The organism is Spirosoma fluviale, from assembly GCF_900230225.1.
GTDB lineage: Bacteria > Bacteroidota > Bacteroidia > Cytophagales > Spirosomataceae > Spirosoma > Spirosoma fluviale.
Map to the genome: position 1 here is coordinate 189,413 of NZ_OCNH01000007.1, position 24,042 is coordinate 213,454.

12 protein-coding genes are annotated in these 24,042 nt (G+C 49.5%); 5 read left to right on the forward strand and 7 right to left on the reverse strand.

What is annotated here, in order from left to right:
- The first annotated feature begins 34 nt into the window (after positions 1-34).
- The 4 genes from galK to CRO74_RS27395 all read left to right on the forward strand — a co-directional run bounded on the left by galK (position 35) and on the right by CRO74_RS27395 (position 3,990).
- Positions 35-1,204, forward strand: coding sequence for a galactokinase (galK, locus tag CRO74_RS27380; protein WP_097130820.1), 1,170 nt, complete (start codon positions 35-37; stop codon positions 1,202-1,204).
- A 91-nt stretch (positions 1,205-1,295) separates the two neighbouring features.
- On the forward strand, positions 1,296-1,961 hold the full coding sequence (fsa, locus tag CRO74_RS27385) for a fructose-6-phosphate aldolase (protein ID WP_097130822.1): 666 nt from the start codon (positions 1,296-1,298) through the stop codon (positions 1,959-1,961).
- A 71-nt stretch (positions 1,962-2,032) separates the two neighbouring features.
- The gene (locus CRO74_RS27390) at positions 2,033-2,713 is read left to right on the forward strand and encodes a cell division ATP-binding protein FtsE (RefSeq protein ID WP_097130824.1); all 681 of its coding nucleotides are present in this window, start codon (positions 2,033-2,035) and stop codon (positions 2,711-2,713) included.
- A 119-nt stretch (positions 2,714-2,832) separates the two neighbouring features.
- The gene (locus CRO74_RS27395; RefSeq protein WP_097130826.1) at positions 2,833-3,990 is read left to right on the forward strand and encodes a glycoside hydrolase family 26 protein; all 1,158 of its coding nucleotides are present in this window, start codon (positions 2,833-2,835) and stop codon (positions 3,988-3,990) included.
- Positions 3,991-4,104: 114 nt separating this feature from the next.
- Here the strand turns inward: CRO74_RS27395 and CRO74_RS27400 are convergent, their stop codons facing one another.
- The 5 genes from CRO74_RS27400 to CRO74_RS27420 all read right to left on the reverse strand — a co-directional run bounded on the left by CRO74_RS27400 (position 4,105) and on the right by CRO74_RS27420 (position 16,800).
- Positions 4,105-5,427: a vanadium-dependent haloperoxidase gene (locus CRO74_RS27400; RefSeq protein ID WP_097130827.1), complete on the reverse strand. Its 1,323-nt coding sequence runs from the start codon at positions 5,425-5,427 to the stop codon at positions 4,105-4,107.
- A complete protein-coding gene (locus tag CRO74_RS27405) occupies positions 5,424-8,813 on the reverse strand; it encodes a VCBS repeat-containing protein (RefSeq protein ID WP_394341926.1) in 3,390 nt (1,129 codons plus the stop codon). The genes CRO74_RS27400 and CRO74_RS27405 overlap by 4 nt, the downstream gene beginning before the upstream one ends.
- Before the next feature lie 131 nt (positions 8,814-8,944).
- The gene (locus tag CRO74_RS27410; RefSeq protein WP_097130829.1) at positions 8,945-10,549 is read right to left on the reverse strand and encodes a SusD/RagB family nutrient-binding outer membrane lipoprotein; all 1,605 of its coding nucleotides are present in this window, start codon (positions 10,547-10,549) and stop codon (positions 8,945-8,947) included.
- Between the two features lie 85 nt (positions 10,550-10,634).
- A complete protein-coding gene (locus CRO74_RS27415) occupies positions 10,635-13,736 on the reverse strand; it encodes a SusC/RagA family TonB-linked outer membrane protein (RefSeq protein WP_097130831.1) in 3,102 nt (1,033 codons plus the stop codon).
- 511 nt (positions 13,737-14,247) lie between these two features.
- Positions 14,248-16,800 carry a carboxylesterase family protein gene (locus CRO74_RS27420; protein WP_097130833.1) on the reverse strand — a complete coding sequence of 851 codons (2,553 nt, stop codon included), beginning with the start codon at positions 16,798-16,800 and terminating at the stop codon, positions 14,248-14,250.
- 264 nt (positions 16,801-17,064) lie between these two features.
- On the opposite strand from CRO74_RS27420, the gene CRO74_RS27425 reads away from it, so the two are divergent.
- Positions 17,065-18,624, forward strand: coding sequence for an FG-GAP repeat domain-containing protein (locus CRO74_RS27425; RefSeq protein ID WP_097130835.1), 1,560 nt, complete (start codon positions 17,065-17,067; stop codon positions 18,622-18,624).
- A 92-nt stretch (positions 18,625-18,716) separates the two neighbouring features.
- On the opposite strand, the gene CRO74_RS27430 is transcribed toward CRO74_RS27425, so the two are convergent.
- Both CRO74_RS27430 and CRO74_RS27435 read right to left on the reverse strand, forming a co-directional pair.
- Positions 18,717-20,315, reverse strand: coding sequence for a SusD/RagB family nutrient-binding outer membrane lipoprotein (locus CRO74_RS27430; protein ID WP_317042417.1), 1,599 nt, complete (start codon positions 20,313-20,315; stop codon positions 18,717-18,719).
- Between the two features lie 19 nt (positions 20,316-20,334).
- Positions 20,335-23,658, reverse strand: coding sequence for a SusC/RagA family TonB-linked outer membrane protein (locus CRO74_RS27435; RefSeq protein ID WP_097130839.1), 3,324 nt, complete (start codon positions 23,656-23,658; stop codon positions 20,335-20,337).
- Between the last annotated feature and the right edge of the window lie 384 nt (positions 23,659-24,042).

The window sequence follows — 24,042 nt, forward strand, 5'->3', positions numbered from 1 at the left end:
GCTGTAGTAAACCGCTAAATTTCCTAAGCCCAATATGGACCTACTTACTCAGCTCACCCGTTCCTACCAACAAGCTTTTCCGGCTGAGCCTTCCGGCCAACAGACCCCGCTCCTGATTTGCTCCCCCGGTCGTGTCAACCTCATTGGCGAACATACGGATTACAATGAAGGGTTCGTGCTCCCGGCCGCTATCGACAAAGCGATTTACTTAGCCGTTGGTCCCCGTGCCGATGATGAACTGCATTTTATAGCGCACGACCTCAACAAAACCTTTCAGGGCTCTTTAACCGATTTGACGCCTACGCACACCTGGGCAGACTACCTCCTCGGCGTTGTTGCGCAGTTTCGGCAGGCGGGTCATCAGTTTAATGGTTTCAATTGCGTATTTGGAGGCACTATCCCTATGGGTTCAGGCTTATCGTCGTCGGCCGCTCTGGAAAATGGGGTCGGTTTTGCGCTGAACGAGCTTTTCCAGTTAGGCGTCGACCGGATTACGCTGGTGAAACGGTCACAACGCGCCGAAAATGAGTTTGTAGGAGCCAAAGTGGGTATTATGGACATGTTTGCCAGCATGATGGGCAAAGCCGATCACGTGATTAAACTCGATTGCCGCTCACTCGACTACACCTATGCTCCTTTGCAGATGGACGGTATTCGCATCGTTCTCTGCGACTCAAGAGTAAAGCACTCGCTGGTAACTTCAGAATACAACACCCGTCGGGCCGAATGCGAAGCCGGGGTGCGGTTTCTACAAACTTTTTATCCCGAAATAAAGAGTCTGCGCGATGTGACTATGCCCATGCTGGACCAGCACCTGCGCGATACGAACCCCCTGATTTATCGGCGGTGTGCTTATGTCGTTCAGGAAAATCAGCGGCTACTCGATGGTGTGGCCGCTCTGGAAGCCGATGACATCGACACATTTGGTCAATTGATGTACGGCTCGCACGAAGGCTTAAGCCACTGGTACGAAGTAAGTTGCCCAGAGCTGGATATTTTAGTCGACATTGCCCGACAGCAACCCGGTGTACTGGGTTCCCGGATGATGGGTGGTGGTTTTGGTGGCTGTACCATTAATCTCGTTCGCGAGGAAGTACTTGACGATTTTACTAAATTGATTACCGAACAATATAAAGCCCGAACGGGGAAAGATACGTACCTTCACGTCTGCAAAATCCAGGACGGGACGAATGTAATCAGTTAGTCAGGGTAGTTGGGCAGGTAAAAATCCTTTTTATTGCCAACACCTTCCACTGATTAACAACTCGACTGTTTAACTGTATAACTGTTTAACCATGAAATTTTTCATTGACACAGCCAATCTGGCTGACATTCGCGAAGCCCAGGATATGGGGATTCTTGACGGTGTAACCACCAATCCTTCCCTGATGGCGAAAGAAGGTATTACGGGTAAAGACAACGTAATGCGTCATTACAAGCAAATCTGCGAAATCGTACAGAGCGATGTTAGCGCCGAAGTTATCTCAGTCACTTACGATGAGATGATCAAAGAAGGTGAAGAATTGGCTGATATCGACGAGAATATCGTCGTAAAAGTGCCCATGAGTGGCGATAGCATCAAAGCGATCAAATATTTCTCTGAAAAAGGTATCCGGACCAACTGTACGCTGATTTTCTCGGCTGGTCAGGCTCTATTGGCAGCGAAAGCTGGCGCTACGTATGTGTCGCCGTTTGTTGGCCGGTTAGATGACATCGCGACCGATGGTATGGCGCTGATCGAGCAGATCGTTACCATCTTCACGAACTACGGCTATTCGACAGAAGTTCTGGCGGCTTCGGTTCGTCACCCAATGCACGTAATTCAGTGCGCGGAGATTGGTGCTGATATCATGACGGCTCCCTTGAGCGTTATGAAGCAGCTGCTGAACCACCCGCTCACCGACAGCGGTCTGGCTAAATTCCTGGCCGACCACGAGAAGGCTAATCTGCCGGTAAAATAAAAATTGTTACATTACGAGGTACGGTTTGCGGAATCGACACTGCAGGTCGTACCTCGTATCTATTAAATACTATGTTTTCGACGGAACCCGTTCTCGCGCTCACTAATGCCGACATCTATCAGGGAAAGAAGTTGGTACTGGGCGACGTATCCTTTCAGATTAACAAAGGCGATTTTGTCTATCTCATCGGCCGAACGGGCAGCGGAAAATCGTCACTGCTGAAGACATTGTATGCCGACCTCTGGCTACAGAATGGAAAGGGATTAGTAGCGGGCTACCCGCTGGATGCCCTCAAACCCCGCGATGTACCGCAGCTCAGACGAAAAATAGGCATCGTTTTTCAGGATTTTCAACTGTTTTTTGACCGCACGGTCGAAGACAATCTTAAATTCGTTCTGAAAGCAACTGGCTGGAAAAATACAACAGATATGAACAACCGCATCGCCGAAGTGCTCATGCAGGTTGGTCTGGGAACCGCCCAGAAAAAGATGCCGCATCAGCTTTCTGGTGGTGAGCAACAACGGGTAGTGGTGGCCCGAGCCATGCTGAACGAACCGCAAATACTCATTGCCGATGAGCCTACCGGCAATTTGGATCCTTCCGTGGCCGACCAGATCATGAAAGTATTCCAGTCCATCAACAATGCCGGAACCGCCATTCTGATGGCGACGCACAACTACGACCTGCTGCATAAATACCCGGCCCGCGTACTTCGCTGCCAGGATGGTCAGGTTGTTGAGTTGAAAGGGTAACCCCTCCCCTAGTATATACCCCAAATTTTCAACGACTTGTAAGCAAGCCATAGGCTGTCGACTTATTTTTGATACTGATTCAGGAGTTTTACCATCCGAATCCTTAAAATAGTCAACACATGTACTTCAGCCTCAGGTCAGTTACCTTAGTCCTTCTTCTATCAACACTTTCGCGTACCGGACCACTCCTGGCCAGGGAATTCAGGAACAAACCTATCGATTCGAAAGCCACCAGAGAGACTAAAGCATTATACCAAAATTTACGACGGCTTGCCAAAAAGCATGTTCTTTTCGGTCACCAGCATGCTACAGAATACGGGCATGGCTGGGCAGGTGAGGCTAACCGCTCCGACGTTAAATCTGTCAGCGGGTCGCACCCGGCCGTTATCGGGGTCGATTTTAGCGGCTTGTCCGGCAGGCCGCCCGCTGCTATTGAGCAGGCCAAAGCGTCACTCAGAAAGCAGATTATTGACACGTATGACCGGGGTGGCGTAACCACCGTGGCCTGGCATTTGTCGAACCCGGCCTCAAAAGGTGGCTTTTATTGGGTCGACAGTGTTTCCGCACCCGCCGTATCATTACTGATCCCAGGCGGCTCTCATCATGAGCAGTACAAAGAAATACTTCGTACCATTGCCGATCTGGCAAATTCGGTGAGGGGGAAAGACGGGACACTGGCACCCATGATTTTTCGGCCGTATCATGAATTTGACGGGGGTTGGTTCTGGTGGGGAAAACCTCATTGCAAACGCGAGGACTTCATTGCGCTGTGGCAGTTCACGGTCTCTTATCTGCGCGACAGCCTTCAGGTACATAACTTCATTTATGCCTTCTCCCCCGATTGTCTGTTCAAAACGGAGGCCGAGTATCTGGAACGGTATCCGGGTGATGAGTGGGTCGATATGCTCGGCATGGATAATTACGCCGACTTTGGCCGAAACGGACGCTACAATGTAGACGTCGGTATTCAGAAACTCAAGATCGTATCCGACTACGCTCAGAAATCAGGAAAACTGGCGGCTTTCACAGAAACAGGTCTGGAATCCATCCCCGATACAACCTGGTGGACAAACACGTTGCTAAAAGCTCTGAAGGCGGAGAAAATGAGACTTTCTTATGTGCTCGTCTGGCGAAACGATCGGCAAAGCGCCACGCACTATTACGCCCCATATCCTGGTCAGGCCAGCGCTCCGGATTTCCTTAAATTCTACCAGGACCCGTACACGCTGTTTGAAACCAACCTGCCGAATATGTATAAACGCAAGCGGCTATTCTAGTGCCTGCCTGGAACAGGAAGTTTAATGCAAGTTAGTGGCTGTGTCTGGGCCAAGCTGGAGCTTGGCCCAGACACAGTTCATTCAAACGTTATAAGCGCACTAGCCAAGTAGCTTTCAAAAAACTGGTTTGATCCCTGCTTTCTTTAATCGTCCAATAACAAACTCACTAATTGCTTTCCCTTGAGCCTGCCCGTTTTCAATGGCATCGCGGTAATGAATGCCGCCATATAGCCGGGAAATAGCAGCCTCCGAAGCAGCTTGCCGGAAGGAAGTAAACCGGCGTTCGGGCAGTTCAAAAATCACTTCGGTATTGTCCGTAAAGTTAAAATTATCGCCCATCAGATACGTCAGTAATTCGGCCACGGCAGTAGAAATAACACTATGGCCGCTGGTGTACTCCGGAAAAGGTGGCGTTTGCAGGAGCGGTTGCCAGCGCACGTTGATGTAGCGGTTAATGACCGTTTCTGGGCGGATTCGGTTGCTGCGGTATTTCTCGTCCCAGCAACTGATGAAAGCGTCCATCAGCGTCATGGCAACCAGTGACTGCACCATCAGGGCGTTATCGAACGATAGTCCGGCTTTGGCAGCCGCCAGGCTTGTTATGTTCATCCAGTGGCCACCAGGGCTTATTTTCTTGAACCCAATCGACATGTGGCCCGAGGTATTGACCGCAAACGGATTACAATCCCAGTACGACGCGATAAACCGTTGCTCGTCGGTCAGCGTATTGCCTATCTGATATACCTCCTGCGCCAGTCTATGGAACTCACTCGTGGTGTCTTTACTAAAGGCAACCGGGGGTTTTGGTTTGAACTGGCTACAGGAGTCGATTATCATGGGACGAATAATGCGCCAATGTGGCTCAATAGCCTCAATATACGCCGGTGGTGTTGGGTACCAGAAGCCATCGGCCTTGCTGGGTCGATAGCGGGTGCGGGCGCTCAGATTTCGATAATTATCGACAGCGGCATAGGTCAGTATTTTTTTCGCCATCTCCTGCGCCACACTTACTGATTGCTGAATAACCGACTCCGGGTATTTTTCGGCCCTGAGTTGATCAAGTAGTTTTTTCTCTTCCTCCTCCAGCATGTAGCCCGATGGCAGAATCAACCGCCCCGTTTCCAGAATGCAGTACAGAGCCGCTATCTGATAATTGTCGGCTTTAGCAACATCCAGATTCACCTCACTAAGACTGTGGATAAAAGCGGTTGGCGATACCACCGTTTTCTGATGTCGGGCCACAATCTCGTGGGCACCCAGTAAACAATAGGTATAAAAACGGCTGGCAGCGGGCGGATTGACCACATCATGGATCATCACCATAGTTACCGCAAAAACCGTTGGTTGAAGATGCCGACCAAGTTCTTTTGGGGGAGTCTCCGCCTTCGCCAAAAAGCGTAACCCCAGCCAAAGACAAATAAATAGAACCCGGTTCATGGCTTTTGCTTTTTATAGACCTGTAACGGTTGATTGAAGGCCCCTATCAGTAAATACTTGTTTTTATTGATGCCGATGTCAATAACCGACTTAACGTCACCAATCACCGATAAACCCGAAGCCGGCTGGTTCACGTAGGTGAAAACTCCCTTCCCATTTCCCTTCAGGAAACAACCGTAGTTAGCGTCCATGCTCCCTAGTTTTAGCCGGTTATCCGATTTATTACCCAACAGCAACACGTCCAGTTGCCCATCCTGGTCAAAATCATCACATACCATGTTTGTAACCGGGGAGAACTGAGCTTCTATGGGCAAAATCTGTTTTTCGAACTGTCCTTTCTTCGACAAAAAACAGACTGAGTGACACTCCGAAGCGGTCAGCTTTGGCGCGTTTGCCAACTCGTCGGCAGGAAAGATCGCGTTGATCGTCGCATTGGCGTAGTCTTTGTAAAAAGCAAATTTCTTACGCATGGCGTAGATCTGGTCGTTCAGCTCATCACGGCTCACAAACGGATACGACGTTCCCTGAACAAAAAAACTAAAAAAGGGATCGATGGACCCATTGTTATCAAAATCGGCGTAGACCAGTTCGACAGGCTCTTTTGACGAAAACCTGATCTGTGAGTTCGTACCAAGGTTACCAGCCAGAATATCATTCTGCCCGTCGCCATTCACATCGGCAATCGTGAGCGACAGCCAGAACCCCTTTTCTTCTTCCGGGAAATACTGCCTCGTTTTATCGACGAACCCATCTTTTGTATTCAGGTAGATTTTTATGGGCATGAACTCACCACACATCACCAGATCAGCCCGGCCATCGCCATCCATATCGGCCCATTTCACATCCGTTACCATCCCTATTTTGGCAAATGGAATGGGTACCGCCTTGAACTGCCCGGTGCCGGTATTCTGGAGCAGGTAGGAAACGGGTGCTTCGGGATAACGGCCGGGAACCACCCGTCCGCCCACAAATAAATCGATGTCGCCGTCCTGATCGTAATCGTATGGCCGAATGCATGATTTACTGCTGGCGCTCAGGTTTGGCAGGGCTGCCTTTGACAAAATCAAGTTGCCCTTCCCGTCATTTAGATACAGTTCATCCTGAAAAGACGTGGTGTTGATCTCAAACAGTGAATACCCTCCTTTGGCTACGTATAGATCGTCAAATCCATCGCCGTTGGCATCGAAAAAGACCGCAGCCGAAATGGATGAAATCGATTCGTCGCCAATGACCACCCCGTCTTTCTGCTTGAACGTACCGTTCTGTTGCTGCATCCAGACGCCAGCAGGTTTGCTTTGATCGCCACTGATAAATACATCGTCCAGACCGTCTTTATTGATGTCGCCCTTTGCCAGTATCGGCCCTGTATGCGAATACATCCAAAGCATGAGCGGCTGACGTTTGAAATCATTTTCCTGAAACCCTTCGTGTGTATGCGCCAGAATCGGATCTACTTTTGTAAATACAGATGTTCCCTTTTTCTGAGCCAGCTCACGACTACCCGTTACTGTCGTAGCCTGCTGCTGGACCACCAGTTGCTGATTGATGGCAACACCGGTTAGCTTCTGTAGGGACTGGTCCGGCCAGATGATGGTAAGGGAATCAATACGAGAGGCCGTTCCCACACCAAAATGAAGCGTCAGCGGCTGGCTTGACAAATATCCCCGCACCGGATTTACTTCCTGATATTGTAAAACACCATTGGCAAAGAGCGTGACTTTGGTTCCGATCGCGGTCTTGCCTTTTCCGGAAGGCACTAGTTTTAGCTGGAGAAATCCGTTGGCAGATTGCTCCCGGCTCATATTCTGGTACACGAAGGCCGGTTCGTTAATATTGTTGACTACCAGTTCCAGATCACCGTCGTTGTCGAGGTCGGCATAAACGGCCCCGTTTGAGATTGCGGGCGTCTGAAAGCCCCACTCCCGCTGTCTGTTGGTGAAAGTTAAGTCGCGATTATTGCTGAAAATGTAATTGGCAATTTTGGTAGAGGGCATGGCTTTCACCAGGTCCATCAATTGCACAGGCTCCCGATCAATTGCCTTTTTGATCTTGTAGTCGCCCCAGTATTTCAAAAAGTCTTTGTTGGTGTAATCGCGCAGGTAACCGTTCGTAATAAATAGGTCTTTATAGCCGTCGTTGTCAAAATCGGCCAGCAATGGCGACCAGCTCCAATCGGTATTCGACACGCCCGCCGTCTGCGCAATTTCACTGAATGTACCGTCGCCGTTATTCAGTTGAAGCATGTTCCGCATGTACTGCCGCTGTAGTTTTTGCTGCTGCATCAACTCAAACGACTCGTAGTTTTCCTGAAGCTGCAACAGTTTCTGACGTCGGTTATCTTCGGGCAACATATCCAGCGACATGATGTCGGGGAGGCCATCGTTATTGTAATCGGCTATATCCACGCCCATCGAGAACTGCGCCAGATGCCGGAAACAGGATTGGGTTTCGTCTTTGAAAGCCGGTCCACCCGTTCGCCGGGCGGCCAGATCAATCCCTTTTTGATTAATGTAAAGGTAATCGGGCTCGTTGTAATCGTTCGTTACGTAAATATCCGGCCATCCATCTTTATTGACATCCGCTACGGCCATGCCCAGGCCAAACGTTAACGGATATTGATGGATGCCTTCTTTCTGGGATACATCGACAAAGTGGCCATTCCTGTTTTCGAGTAGTTTATTGCCAGCCAGCAGGTCGGTCTCACCGTGCAGTTTGGCCAGCTCCATGTTGTCGTACTTCTTGACATTGTGATGCAGCAAAAACAGGTCGAGGTCGCCATCGCGGTCATAGTCAAAAAAGGTAGCCTGGGTGTTGTAGCCATTATCGTCGACGCCGTATTCCTTCGCTTGGTCCACAAACCGGACGCTTCCCTTAGGGCCTGCTCCCTGGTTGATAAAGAGCTGATTTCGGCGCTTGCTCTCATCGCCTTTGCCCGAATAGCAGACATAAATGTCCAACCAGCCATCGCCATTGACATCGGCCATACTGACGCCCGTTTTCCAGCCGCCCGATCTACCGACCAGCCCGGCTCCAGCCTCACTGGTGATGTCTTTGAACGTCAATCCACCAAGATTTAGGTACAGTTTGTTGGCTTTCAGATTAGCGGTAAAGAACAAATCCAGCAGGCCATCATTATTAATATCGCCAACGGCAACTCCTCCCCCGTTATAAAAATATTCGTAGGAAAGCACATTCAGGCTTTCGTTCTCGTCAATATCGTTCTTAAAGTCTATGTGGGTTTGCTTAGGGGCAAGAAGCTGAAAGAGCGGATTCTGTGCACACACGGCAGAGCCACACAGGAACGTCAGGAAGCACGAGAAATGGACAGAATACCGTAAGAAATAGAGCAGGTCTTTATAGGTACGATGAGGAAATTGGCTATTCATCACTTTATTGGCATTACGAAGCGGGATAACCACGAGAGAGCAGTAGTATTCACCAGTTTAGCCAGTCAATATAAGCCAAAAAAGGTAAGATAGCACGAGACCATCTTACCTTTTTTGGGTGTTAAAACGACTTATTTATCCCAGTAGACACGAGACGTCCAGGTATCACCACCCGAGAGTTTGCTAACAGCGGCACTGTAGTTGGCACCGTTCAGCGTGGCCTCGCCCGTTGGGTAAGGCTGCCGACGGGGAATTGCGCCATTCGAGAAGTTACCAACGTAGTTTACGGGTGTCAGGACAGGGAAGCCCGAACGTTTCCAGTTATTCCAGGCTTCCGAGAAGTTCAGCAGCAAGCCGGTGGTTGCCCAGTACTGCTCATTGATCTGCTTCAGGGCATTGGCGGGTACCAGTGGGTTGGCATCAGCATAAGCCGTTGCCACCGCCGAACTGATGGTAGCCGCTGCTCCATAACGCGACAGCGCCAGGATACCCGCTACCACACCATTTTTGTAGTGCCCGGCAGCCGTACCGCCCACCGAAAAACCACGGGTAACCGCTTCGGCCAGCAAAAGCTCAACCTCAGCATAGGTCAGTACAAATAGCGGAGCATTCCGGTCGCGTAAAACTTGCGTAGGCCGCGAATATTTCCCGATTGGGGTAGCATCGGCACCCGAACCCGTTCCACCCGGATAGCCCGGCGATTTGCTGATGTCCGTAGCTCCACCGTTCAGGTCATAGCCATTGGGTAAGCCTAATTGAGCAGCGGGCGTTGTGTTGCCGGGGGCAGCAATCGACTGATTAGCCGCCAGCCCGTCTGCCGGTACTTCGGCGACAACGCTCAAACGCGGATCGTTCGTTGCTTTGAGGTAGTCGATCATCGTTTTGCTCCACCGAACCTGATAGATGTCGGCCAGGGTGCTCAGGGCACCCCCGTTACCATTACCATAGCCATTGGCGTTGTCGGCACGAACGTAGGCGTCGTCATCGACACTGGTGAAAACACCACCCGTAACGGCTTTTTCGACGTAGGTTTTAGCAGTTGTCGGGTCAGCCTTGGTTAAGCGCATTGCCATTTTGAGCATGAGCGAGTAGCCGTATTTTTTCCATTTGGTGATGTCTCCTTTGTAGGGAAACGCATCGTTGGTTGGCAATAGGGTGGCTGGGCTTAGGGCTGCTGTGGCAGTTTCGAGTTTAGCAAGCATAGCTTTATAGGCGCTCTCCTGCGTGTCATAAACCGGCAAAGTCGTACCGGAGGCTTTGGCCTGTAGTGCCTGCGAATAGGGCAGATCACCGTAGGTATCGGAAATAGCCGCTAAGCATTGCACCTGCATGATTTTAGCGATATTGTTCAAATTAGCCAACGCGGGTTTATCCTTGGTGAGCTGCTCCATTTCATACGCATAGCTGGCCGCGCCATAATTACCATTCCAGGTACTGCTCAGGTATGAATTCGTATTGCTCGAAATAACATACTTGTCAGCATTGGAATAATAGTTGGCCGCGCCCGAAGAAGTCGATGCGAAAATCTGCACCCACATGCTCTGGAACAGGATAGGGCCACTGTACCCCGCCATAGCACTTACGTGGTTAAACTGAGTGCTTGGCAACAGCAAATTAGGATCGAATATAGTCGCCGAAGCCCGGGTTGGGTCGGTGTTGATCGCGTCAAAGTTATCGGTACACGAAACCTGTAAAGACCCTATCACAAGGGTTAATGCTATCAGTCTTTTTTTCATGATTCTTGTATTTATTAGGTGTGTATGGTGGTGAGTTCTGAACTCACCACCACGCCTTGCACACCGAACTTTTGATAGATATACCTTACTTGAACCGAATGTTTAGGTTAACCCCGTAGTTACGGCTTGATGGAAGACTTGTTCCTTCAATACCAGCGTAACGCAGGTTAGCACCGAACGTAGCCTCAGGATCGATGTTGGTAGTTTTCTTCATGATGTAGAACAGGTTCCGGGCCACGAAAGAAATATTAACCGAACGAATCAGGGGCACTTTTGTCAAAACACTGGCGGGAATGTTGTAGCCAAATGTCAACTGACGCATTTTGATGAAATCACCATCGACCACGCTGAGTTTGGTTACGTTGTTGGCCAGGGCTGTATAATAGTTCTGGGCAGTAGCGGTAACCGTATTGGCAGCGCCCCCTTCAACAACACCGGTTGTGATACCACCTTCACGACCTACCAAAGTCGCTTTGTGCAAGCCCCGACGGTACGCGTAGTTTTCAGTAGCCGAAAGAATCTTGTTGCCGTAGTTGTAATCGACCAGGAATGCCAGATTAAAATTACCGAACGAGAACTCATTATTAAGACCACCGTAGAGCGTTGGTAATACCGTACCCATGTTGATCAGGTCGCCCCGAACCGGCAGGCCGGATGCATCCACAATGATTTGGCCGTTCGATGCATACTTATAATCGTACGCCCGAATTTGCGGACCCGATTCACCAACAACGAAATTGGTAGTCGCATTACCCAGGGTAGCGCGGTTAGAGCCCAGACCCAGCGGATTATTATTGGCATCGGTCTGGAGAATTTTGTTTTTAACCGAAGTCAGGTTAAACGAAACATTCCAGGCCAATTTAGCCGTTTTCACCGGCGTGCCATTTATCAGCACTTCCAGACCCCGGTTCTGGGTAGAACCGGTAGCTACTACCCCACTCGTATACCCAGTTGCCGGGCTATAGTTGGCAGGCAGGATTTCATTTCTCGTCTTTTGGTCGTAATAGGCCAGATCGAACCCTAAGCGGTTACCGAAGAACTTAAGTTCTAAACCAACTTCAACTTCGCTCTTGGTAAAGGGTTTCAGGAACAGGTTTGGCAGGCTGGAACTGAAGTTACCCGTTGGCACACCATTAATTGCACTGCCAACGCCGTAATAAACACTGGTTCCATAAGGGGCACCTGGCTCACCGCTGGTAACGGCATAGGATGCGCGCAGCTTACCAAAGCTCAGCGCTGGCGATTTTACAAATTCGGAGAAAATGAATGCACCGGTCACCGATGGGGTAAAAATGCTCCGGTTGGAACTGGGTAACGATGAATACGTATCGTAGCGACCGGTTGTACTAATGTTCAGAAAACCTTTGTAGCTGAAGTCAACGCTGTAATAAGCTGACTGAACTTCCGATTTGGCAAAGGCGTAACTCCGGTTGAAATTAACGACGTTGTTAAAGCTATAGAGGTAAGGCAATACAAAAGGACCGCCACCGATTCCTATTTTCTCGTAATCGTTTTTGCGGATGTTACCACCCACGATAGCATCAATAGAGAAGTCGGGCGTAATGGCCTTGTTAACACCAATCAACCCGTCGATGTTCAATTCGGTTGTTTGGGCGTTCGACTGCTCGTCCAGACCACCTTTGGCATCCTGCGAGTAAGCCGTTCCGTAGGGTGTAACCCGGAAGATCCGGTCATTGGCGTTATCATATCCAACGCGTGCCTGTGCATAAATCCAGTCGGCAAACTGATACTTGGTCGCAATCATCGAGATCAATCGCTTGCGGCTTACGTCGTTTACGTACTGATTGGTTACGAAGTAAGGGTTCGTTACGTACTCGTCATCACTAAAAATAATCTCACGTCCGGTTGTGGTATTGTAACCCGGAGCCAGAATCCGCTGATCGATGTTCGTTGCCAGGAATAGACCGTTGTTGGCGTTCATGGGGCCATCGCTCAACTGCGGCTTTGCCGTAACCTTTTCGTCGATGTAATTTGCCAGCAGGCTCACACTCAGTTTGGAGGTGATGTTCTGATCGGCCGTCAGGTTAAACGTTTTACGACCCAGGCCACTGCTTGGCAGAATCGACTTGGTATCAAGGTTCGATAATGACAGACGGAATGACCCGTTATCGCCCCCTTTGGTTACCGAAACCGTGTTGGTAAAGTTAGTACCTGTCCGGTAGAAATTTTTGATGTTGTCTTTCTGAGCCGAATAAGCATATTGCTTACCGTCGAACTGGGTGATTTGCGAGCCATCCAGTTTAGCACCCCAGCTCTGCCGACCCGTTTGCTGAGCCGCTGAAACCGTAGTAGGCTTAACGCCACCCGTTCCCTGACCATACTCGTACTGAAAATCAGTGAAGTTGACCGGGCTATCAGCCGTCAGGTTTGCGTTGTATTCAATAGCGTAATCACCTTTCTTACCCCGCTTGGTTGTAATCAGGATGACACCGTTCGTAGCTCTTGTGCCATACAAAGCAGATGCCGACTGACCTTTTAAAACCGTCATGGTTTCAATATCGTCCGGGTTCAGGTTACCGATACCGTCACCACCATCCGCACCGCCCCATTCGCCGGCGCTACCCCGCTGGGTATTGTCCATGGGTACACCATTGATAACAATTAATGGCGCACCACCCGAGTTAATACTGGGCATACCCCGCATCAGAATTTTAGCTGTACCGCCGGGACCACCGCTGGTACCCTTTACGTTTAAACCGGCAACCCGGCCAGCCAGCGAATTACCAACGTTGGTTTCACGGGCTTTCGTAAATGCTTCACTATTGATGGTCGTAACCGCATAACCAACCTTACGGGCTTCTTTCGATATGCCTAAAGCCGTTACCACAACTTCGTCGAGCACAGCACTACCCGGCTCCAGCTTTACATCGACCACAGAACGGTTGCCAACGGTAACTTCCTGTTTGTTGTACCCAATGTAAGAAAATACCAGTACAGCACTTCCGTCTGGAACAACAATTCGATACTTACCACTTGCATCCGTATTGGTACCCCGATTGGTTCCCTTGATGGTGACAGATGCACCAACCACGTCGTTTCCTTTCTCGTCCGATACCCGGCCCGTAACTTCGCTGTCAACAGCAAAAACGGGAGAGGCAGCTGCGGAAATCCATATTCCCAGAAAAAGAAACAGCCCAGGAATGGCTCTACGTAATTTTGACTTCATAGTAGTTAGACACTTGATTTAGTTAATGAAACGAACTCTGTTGAAATAAGTAGTGGGTTGATAGACACCTTCTCAGGTATGAGTAATATCACTCTTACCGGGTACAGTCGAAAACACAATTAAAATATTATGCTAAAAAAAAGCTCTTTACCAAATTATATAAGGCAACACTTTTCTATTGATTAGAAAGATTGCATCCATATGCTTATTTTGGCAAATATATACTTTGAAACGCTAAGTTTGTAATATTTTTTAAAATAGGTTTTAAGCAAATGTACACTAAATAAGCTAATAACTACTATAGCTTATTGTAATATAATTATTCCCAATAATTGTACAATCCAGCATTGGTTTGAAATTATTCTGCAAAAGCTACACAATGATGCGCAGCTTTTGCCAGTAAGAAAAAGATAAGTAGTTCCACTAATTTATGCAGGTGTTGAAACTGAGGCTATGCGTTGGTTTAATTCATCTTGTTCAGACGTTGTACTTCATATCTAACCGCTTAGCTTTATTCGGTACCGCTCTTCTGGCTATTAACCACAGCGTGTTCCGGTACCAGTTTCCAGTCGTTGTTAAAGAAACCTGCCATCCGAACCCCTTTACTACCGATACGAACCATGTCAAGGCCAAAAATCATGAAGTCCGGGAAGCCGCTGGCCCCGGCGAAATACTGGTTAGCCGAAGCTGCCCGCATTCCTTTGAGGCCCGTTCCGCCAATAACCGCTACCGATGCAACAGCCGATCCTTTAATGGGCCAGACAAAATACGCACCTAAGTCGTCACCCTCCCATTGCTGATCGCCTGCCCGCAGGTGGTTACGTTCTACCTGAATTGGGCAATCAGCCAAAAGTGACTTCCAGGCCACGTTGCTGGTTGCATTCCCGAACAACACAACGCCCCGATCGGTGTATTTTGCCAGCGAGAAATCGGTGTCGGCCACAAGATCAATGGCTCCGTTACCCCGATAATACCAGGTTTCAGCATCGTAACGGGCCTTTTGCCAGTTCCACTCGTTTTCTTCTTTTGTGCCCTTCGTTCCGTACACGAAGACCATTCGGTTATTGAACGCATCTTTGAACGTACCATTCCGATGGGGACCTTTCTGGGCTGCATCGGAGCGTTGTGCCTGCTTCCACTGCCCGTTTTCCCGGCTTAGAAACACTGTATCCTGAGAGCTGGCAGTCGTGTAAGTAATGGCCGGGGAGCCGTCAAGCGTTATTGTCACCGGCGTTTTGGCGTCAAAGGCGTTAAGCGCCAATTTCAAAAGGGCTATGTTCGATGTTGTACCGGCAATCGTCTTTCCCCGACGGGTGAGCTGCATCCGGCTGTAAAGCAGCGGCTGCGTTTGCTGCTCAATAGCGGCCCAGCGATACGCAGATGAGATACCCGGATTAGCCGTTATAAAATCAATGTCATTTACCGCAGAATCTACGGCAATGCGGTGCCATTTGAAGAAATCGAACAGCGGTTTCCAGTCAACACTTTCATCGCCAAACCAGTGACTGCCACCAGGATACTCATAATAACTCATATCGGGCTGGGATTCGCCCAGTAATTTGCGCATCTGCCGGGCGTAGGTTACGGGAACTGTCCGGTCGGCATCACCGTGCAGAACATACACGCCCAGCGGTTTGTAGTTGCTCGTCAGTTTCAGCACATCGCTTTGATTACCGGCCCGTAACAACATCTGCTCCAAGGGGTCACTGCTGGTTTCGGGGATCACCCCATCGGCAGAACCGTATTCCTTAAGCGTTGGGTAACCCGCGCAGGGCGCAATAGCCGCCCATTTATCAGGGTAGGTAGCCCCCAGGAACCAGGTGCCATGCCCACCCATGGAGTGACCGGTCAGGTAGATGTGTTGCGGATCGGGTTTGAACCGTTTTTGGGCGATAGCCAGTACTTCCAGCGCATCTAACCGGCCCCAGTCCTCCCAGTTGAAGCCGCGTGGCCGCCGGTTAGTGGCCGCCACCAGATTGCCCCAGTCTTTCGGTTTGTACGCCCGCGCCTGTCCGATGGCCTCTACACCCGCACCGTGTACCGAGAGGAATAGGGCCGAGGGAGCGGTCGTTGCCGACGATTGTGGCGTTACGGCATAATATTGTAAACTACCGTCGATGTGGCTAACGAACGTCTGGCTATATGATGCCCCGGTCGGAACAGCCTCTACCGAAATCGTACCGGTATCGAGCGACTTACCTTTCTGAGCGAGGGTTAACTCGCAGGGCTGGGGACCTTTCGCGTTAACCCCACTCCCGTCGAACAGAAACGCCACTTTCCGGCTCGATAAAGCTGGAATGATAGGCAGGGATGTGGTTTGTGTTTTACCGGCCAGTTTACTGGTCAGTTGCAGGCCAGAGAGTGGTGTCGTCGATGTGTTGACTACCACTACCGCTCCCTGAAGCGACGCGTTCGAATCGCCTAATCGAATACTCGGCAAAGTTGGATCATCGGTAGACAGGAGGGCGGGTTTGTCCGGGAAACTCAGACTGGCCGTTATCATGACACCCCGCACGTATAATTCATTTACTCCTTTCCGAAGCTTAACGGGAATGTGCATATAACCCATACTATACACATCGCCCATGTGCAATTCGCCATTTACGTAGACGTTGCTGTTTCCTTTTATATCAAGTACCGCCACCTGTTCCTTAGCCGATGGGTAAGTCAGGTAGGTATAGCCCCCACCCCCGCCAATGCCGCCCCGGAGGTTACCGGCTACCACGCCGGGTCCGGCCGGGGCACCAGCATTACCCCGAAAACCACCCCGCAGCCGAAGTCGGTTCAGGCTATCGGCCGTAACCGCAATCCATTTGATATCAGCCCCCTGCTCATCTTTGCCAAACACCGCCCCTTCGGCGGGTTGTTTTAGGATACCGGCATACAGTTGATACGCCAGTGGATCGGTATAAATGGCTTCGCGTCCGTAGCGACTACCCGTTAGGGCCACCAGACCTTTTGTAAACGAATACGGTTTAGGGCGATTGGTTTCTGGGATCTGCTGAGCCAGCAGAGAACCGACCGACAGTAAGAAGAGAGCAGGTAAGGTAAATAAGTTAAGCATAGTAAATAACCTGAAGTATTGGCTAAGGATGGGTTACTACCCTCCGAAAGATAAGCCGAAACAAAGGTATAGTTATTTTATTTTTTTAAAAACGTGGCAACTATTTTGCAAAAACAATCAATAACTATGAAATTAATTGGCAGAATGATCCCATGCATTAAGTATATTCGGAATACGGTTGCACGTTACCAGCATATCCATTTTTTAACACCCCCGAGCCCGTTTCCTTTCTCTTTCTTAACTTTTACAGTAAATCCATAGCCAATGCCCTCGCTTAGAACCGGTTTATTTCTACTGATTTTTCTGGTCATTGCTTCATTTTCTATTCCGTCAAAACAGGAAACAGGTAGTATGTCTGCCAACCCTGAAGCAACGGAAACCAATCCCACCGGAAAGCAACTGGCACAGCGATACTGCGGCAGTTGCCACCTGTTTCCGGAACCTGAACTTCTGGACAAAAAGACCTGGGTTACGGGGGTACTGCCTACTATGGCGATGCGTCTTGGCCTCAAACTACCGGGGCAGGATACCCTGAAACCACTGGCACCCGAAGAAGAAAAAGCCATTAGCCAGCTGCATATCTACCCCGAAACTGCGGCCTTATCCCTGTCTGATTGGGAGAAGATCGTTCGATATTATGAAGAGACAGCCCCCGAAGTACCGCTCCCGCAGAAACCCCACGCGCCGGTAACCAACGAGCTTCCCTTATTTGCGGCTAAGGAAGTGACAATCGGCGATAAACCCGTGCCGCAAACAACGCTGCTGAAATACGATACACAAAGCGGTCAGCTTTACGTTGGCGATGCGCAAAATACGTTGTACGTTCTCGATAAACAGCTTCAACTGGCCGATACATGGTGGATCGACACCCCGCCAACGGATATCGACTTCCCGAAAAATGCCGCGCCACGACTACTAACCATCGGCGTTTTTAGCCCGTCAGACCAGCATTTGGGCCGACTTATGACCCTGGAAAGAGCCGCCAAACCGGGTTCCAGCCCGGTTAATATCCGGCAACTTCCCCGCCCGGTACAGTTTGTAGCGAGCGACCTGAACAGCGATGGAAAACAAGATGCAGTTATCTGCGGATTTGGGAACAACGCCGGAAAACTATTCTGGTACGACGGCTTCGACCCCGCCAAAGAACATGTTTTAAAAGCCTTTCCCGGTGCCCGAAAAGTCGAAATCGCCGATTTCAATCATGACAAAAAGCCCGATATTATGGTACTGATGGCCCAGGCACGGGAGGAGGTTTCTATATTTTACAACGTGGGAAACGGGAAATTTAAAGAGAAACCTATACTCCAATTCTCTCCCCTGTTTGGCTCCAGTTATTTTGAGCTGGTTGATTTTAATAAAGATGGCTTTCAGGATATTCTGCTGACCAACGGCGACAATTGGGATTACTCGTCCATCAATAAAAACTACCACGGTGTCCGTATATACATCAACGACAGGAAGGATAACTTTAAAGAAGCCTGGTTTTATCCCATGTATGGGGCAGCAAAAGCCATAGCCTGCGACTTCGACAAGGATGGCGACCTCGACATAGCCGCCACGTCTTTTTATACCAGCCTAGAGCAACCAGAGCAGGGCTTTATCTACTTTACCAACCAGGGAGAGCTGACGTTTACACCCTCTAGTACGCCTGCTGGTGCCGATGGAAAATGGCTGACAATGGAAGCCGCCGATTTTGACCGGGACGGCGATGTAGATATTATTTTGGGTTCTTATTTTCACACGGTTGGCGAAATGACCCAGTTACTTTTTAAGGGCATCACCTCCTTTCCGCAACTGCTGGTGCTGGAGAACCAGAGCAACTAAAGCCTTAAAACAATTAGAGGAAGCAAACCAACTGGTCTGCCTCCTCTTTATTACATAAGCCAAACTCCGGTTTATACGAACGGAGCCATTCCTCACTTCACATCCCAGAAAATTCGGGTTTTCAGGTTATCCGTTGCTTTTACAGCTGCGTAATTCGCTGCATTATACGTTACTTCATTGCCCGGAATCGTCCACCGAACTGGAGGTACAGTCTGATTATTCGCATTATCGACCTGGAAGCTGAGCACCGGGAAATCCAGTCGGCGAATGTCGGCCCAGTTTTCGTACGGTTGAACCAGGTTGTAATGCAGCCATTTCTGCGTAGCGATTAGCTTCAGCTTGTCGGCGCTGGTTGTCGCACTGCTCCAGCTAACAGCCGGACTAGCGATGTAGGTACTGATAGAAGCAGGTGTTGCCGCCGTAGGCATCGGTGAACCTGTAATACCGGTAGCGTTAGTCAGTGCTAAAAGCCCGTTATAAAATTGTACGGATTGGGTGATGGCCGTTTCGTAAGCCGTTTTTGCCGAGGCATCGTTACCCGTTCTCAGGTAATACTCCGCTTTAATCAAATTGATTTGCGGAGCATTGATCAGGATACCGGGGAAAAACTGATTCCGGCTCAGCGTATAGCGGTTGTAAATTGCCACCTGGCCCGCGTTGAAGAGGGTTGTCTGAGCACCTTCCGTAGCGGTAGGATCGATACCAATGTACTTCCCGCTGGCATTAGCTCCTGGCTCAAAGAGCAGAGGTAAACGTGGGTCGTTGTTCGCATTCATGTTGTCGATCATTGCCTTACCCGCCGTGTTACCAAACCAACCCGCCGACTCTAACCCATCCTGAAACCCTTTCGAGTTAAGGTCGGTGTTGATATCGTAGACATTGACCTGAATATTCTGCGCATTGGTTTCAACGATTGGATAAGTGGTTGCGTTGCCCAGAATCTCAGCCATTTCAGAATTGGCTCTGGCTTTAAAGCTCTCCACATCCGATACCCGGTTCAACAGCCGAAGCCGAAGCGAATTACAATAGCGCTTCCAGGCCGTCAGGTCGCCTTTGTTGACGAAGTCCTGCGTTTGAAACGATTTCTGGTAACCGGCATTTAAGGTAATTCCATTAAGCTCGGTTGAAATACGTTTCAGGTCATCCAGCAGAAAGGTGTATATGCCTTCGGCTGTATCGAATTTGGCACTGGACGTCAGGTAGTCGCCCCCGTTGCTGCTCAGCATACCGGCTGTGCTGAATGGAATGGCACCCAGAACGTCGACCATCTTCTGCGTGTAATCGTACACGTAAACAGCAGCTGCCAGCATGAAGATCTTCCGGTCTGCCTGCTGATCGGCGGGTCTCGATGCGTACACTTTTTGCAGCTCGCGGTACTGCGTCAGCATGTTGTAATAGTTATACCACACATCTTCCACCCCCGACGAACCCGGCACATACTGCCCGGACGAGTTGATCCAGCCCGTGGCCTGGTTGTAGTGATTGAGGGAAGTTCTCAGCGTAACGAAGTAATGTCGATACGCCGGAAGTACATAATCTTTGTTGGCATACAGAACTCCGGTAAATTGTTTTTCGACGGTTGTCTCAGCAATCTTGGCAGGGTTTGGATAAGCCTCGGTGAACTCGGCCTCCTTACAGGAGATGTTTCCCAGCAAAAGCCCCGCGAACAACAGGAAAGATATCTTTTTCATTTTCATGATTGAATTAGGATTAGAAGCTGGCCCGTAGCATTACCCCCATCGTGCGGAACGATGGGTTGTTACCAGCGTTATTGATGTTTTCTGCCCACCGCGTACTCGAATTGGTTTGTTCGGCATCCAGATCCTTGATAGTTCTGTAGATGAAGAACAGGTTACGGCCAAACACCGACAGGGTCAGGTTCTGGGTACCAATTTTACGGGTCAAACTGGCGGGAATCCGGTAACCCAACGAGATCTCTCTCATTTTAACATAGGTGTTTTCCTTTACGTACAACTCATACCGCGAGCTGCTGTACTGAGGGCCACCCCAGTTGTAGGTGCTGTTGTAATAAACCGCCTGAGAGATAACGTTGGTATTAGCCTCGCCCGTTGGCAGTACGCCATCCATCAGCATACCATCGTTATAAACCACCTCACCGTTTGGCCCGGCAGAGCCCGTTGTCTGAATGCCTTTGCCGTTGGCATCTTTATAATAACGCAACCCACCGCTTTCGGCATCCATTGCGGTAAGGCTTTCTTCTGTCAGGCCTCTCGAAGTGAGCCAGTTAATACCCGTTGGCATGATGGAGCCACCATACCGGAAGTCAACCACCACGTCCAGATTGAAGCCTTTGTAGCCTACACTGTTCAGGAAACCACCCGTTAGTTTAGGCATGGCGTTACCCGCCTTTATCCAGTTGGCACCATCGAGTTGGTAGATTCCGTTGGGCCCAACAACATTGCGGCCGTTGGCGTCTTTCAGAATACCGTGCACGTAAATATCACCCATTGGCTGGCCAACTACCGAACGCAACTGGGCGGCATTACCGTCGTAGTCAGCGTGTAGCAGCTCGGTGGAGTTGTTCGTTAGCTTCTCTACTTTATTGCTGTTTTTGGCCAGGTTCAGTGTTATATCCCAGTTTAGACCGTTCAGGTCGGCACTTTTTACTGCGGAAAAGTTCAAACCCAGTTCGACACCCTGGTTTCTCAGTGTACCAATGTTGGCCAGAATTGATCGGGCACCCGAGGTAGCGGCAATGGTTAACGGCAGGATCTGATCAACGATCTGGGCATTGTAATACGACAGGTCTATACCCAGCCGATTTCTGAACAGTTTAGCCTCCAGACCGAATTCATATTCATGCTTCTGCTCGGGCCGGATTTTGTCATTACCGTAATCGCTGCTGATGTTGGTGTACAATACCGAACTACCACCGGTTTGTTGTATACTCAGGTTGCCCTGGTTGTAGGCATTGTTGGCGCTGTAAATAGGCGGGTAGTTACCCACGATTCCCCATGACCCTCTCAGTTTTGCGTAATTAATAACGGCGGGTAACCGGAACAGATCGCTGAACACAAAGCTGGAGTTCAAAGACGGATAAACGAAGGCGTTGTTGCCCGGCGCGAGGGTCGACGTGCGATCCCGGCGTAAGGTACCTTCAATAAAGAAGAAGTTTTTGTAGTCAAAATTCACCGTACCCAGGAAGGCATCCCGGATTGACTTGTCGCGGCTGTTGCTACCCCCTGATGTGTTTACCGACGCGGAGATATCGAAGAAATTCTCCGTACTCAATCCCCCGTTGGTCGACCGGCCGACGTAGGTATTGAGCATTTTGTTAGCGGTATATCCTCCCGATGCCATTACGGTCACGTCCGGGTTCAGTTTTTTAGTATAGGTAAGCAACACATCGCCGTATACATTGCTGTACAGGTTGTTGTTCATGGCGAAGGAGCCCGAGTAACCAAAGGCAAGCGGAATTGAACTGCGCTGCTTGTCTTCAATCCGCTCCGACGTTAGGTCGGTACCAATCCGGCCTCTGAGCTTCAGGTTGTCCAGAATCTGCCAATGCTGCGTAATACTGGCAATAACCCGGTTGCTGTATTCATCGTATGTATTGGCGCGGGTACTCCAAACGTAATCGCCAATATCGCCTTTGAAGCCATTTCGGATGATGTTCTCGTTAGGTGTCAGGCTTTGGTTTGTACCGGTTACGTATTTGTAACCCTGGCTGGTCTGGTATTTATTGAAGTACCAGTCGGCCGATTCGAACCGGTTCATCATCCCCGTAAAGTTGTTAATCATACGATCTACTTTAAACGGACGGTTGTGCGTATACTGGTTTACGTAATTGACCATCAAGTCCGTTGTCAGCTTTTTGTTGACCTTAAAGCTGGCGTTCAGGTTCATGATGTTCTTCTCGTTTTTAGCGCCATAGCTAATCATGCCGTTATCCTGCCGCGTGTACGAAAAGCGAATGGTGGAATTGTCCGTTGCTTTGGAAATCGCCAGGTTAATGTTTGAACTGTTAGCATTCTGGAACAAATTGGCGTAGCTGTTATTGGATGCCACATAAGGCCGAATAACACCATCGAAAGCCATAACCGGCTGACCATCGAACTTGGGCCCGAAGTTAACCGTAGCCCCCAGCAGCCCGCGGGTATCGCCTTTACCGTCGCCATCGGTGTCGTATGAAATGAAGCCATTGGCATCCTGACCGCCATTGGCGTAATTCTGAAAGTACCCCGGCCCTCTAACATTCTGATAACGGGGCAGGTAGGCAATTTTATCGACACTGTAACTCGCGCTGAAATCAACGCCCAGCCCTTTCCGGCCTTTACCGGTTTTTGTGGTTACGAGTACTACCCCGTTTACGGCTTCCGAACCGTACAGAGCTGCGGCCGAGGCCCCTTTCAGAATGGAAATGTTTTCAATGTCGGCCGGGTTCAAGTCCAGAAGACCATTTCCTCGTATGCGTTGGTCGCCCCAGTAGTCGGTGTTCCGGGCCTCACCATTCCGGATGGGGATACCATCCATCACGATCAGCGGCTGTGTGTTGCCGGTAATTGAGCTTAGCCCACGAATGCTGATGCTTACACCACTGGTGGCACCACCCGGTGTGGCGTTGATCGTTACGCCGGGGGCTTTACCGTATAGAGCGGTTGCAAAGTTTGGCGTAGCGGTTTTGATCAGGGCGTCGTTCTTGACAACCACGGTAGCATAACCAAGAGCCCGTTCTTCTTTAGGGATACCCAATGCCGTTACAACAACTTCATTGATCATGGAAGCGTCTTCGTCCAATAAAACGTCGACCGTTGTTTTATTATCGATAAGTACCTCCTTGCTTTTGTAGCCAATAAACGAGAATACCAGTACTTTGGCTTTTGCCGCAGCAATGGTGTACTTACCGTCGGTATCCGTAATTGTACCAGACGTTGTTCCCTTTACCAGAATGGATACCCCTGGTAGTGGTTGGCCATCATTGCCCGCTGTAACCCTGCCCGAAATCGTCTGAGCGAATACGGGGGTACTTATCACCCATAGTAAGATAATAAGCCTCTGTAAACTTTTTGCCATAGAATTATTCGATTAAACTGTACTTGGAGATAGATTATAAAAGGAAGTTGTTCGCAGCTCTGGTTTAGCCTTATTTTACCATACCCAATGACCGAACGTCTAAACTGCTTCTGCCTTTACACTGATAAGGCTAATGGAAAGAGTAGTTTCACTCATTCAGTCTTTTGACAAATATATATATCGAGGAATCATATTTATAATTTTTTTTAATATTGATTTGCGTAAGAGTATATTTTATTCATTAATAGATACTACATATAAAATAATTTTTCTTTCATAAAAGAAAAGCTTGGATAATACCCTTTGAAAGAGTAGTTACAGTACCTTGCAACAGATTGACAGTTTTGATGAACTTGGGCCGATAAGCAGTTTTGTAACTGTAGC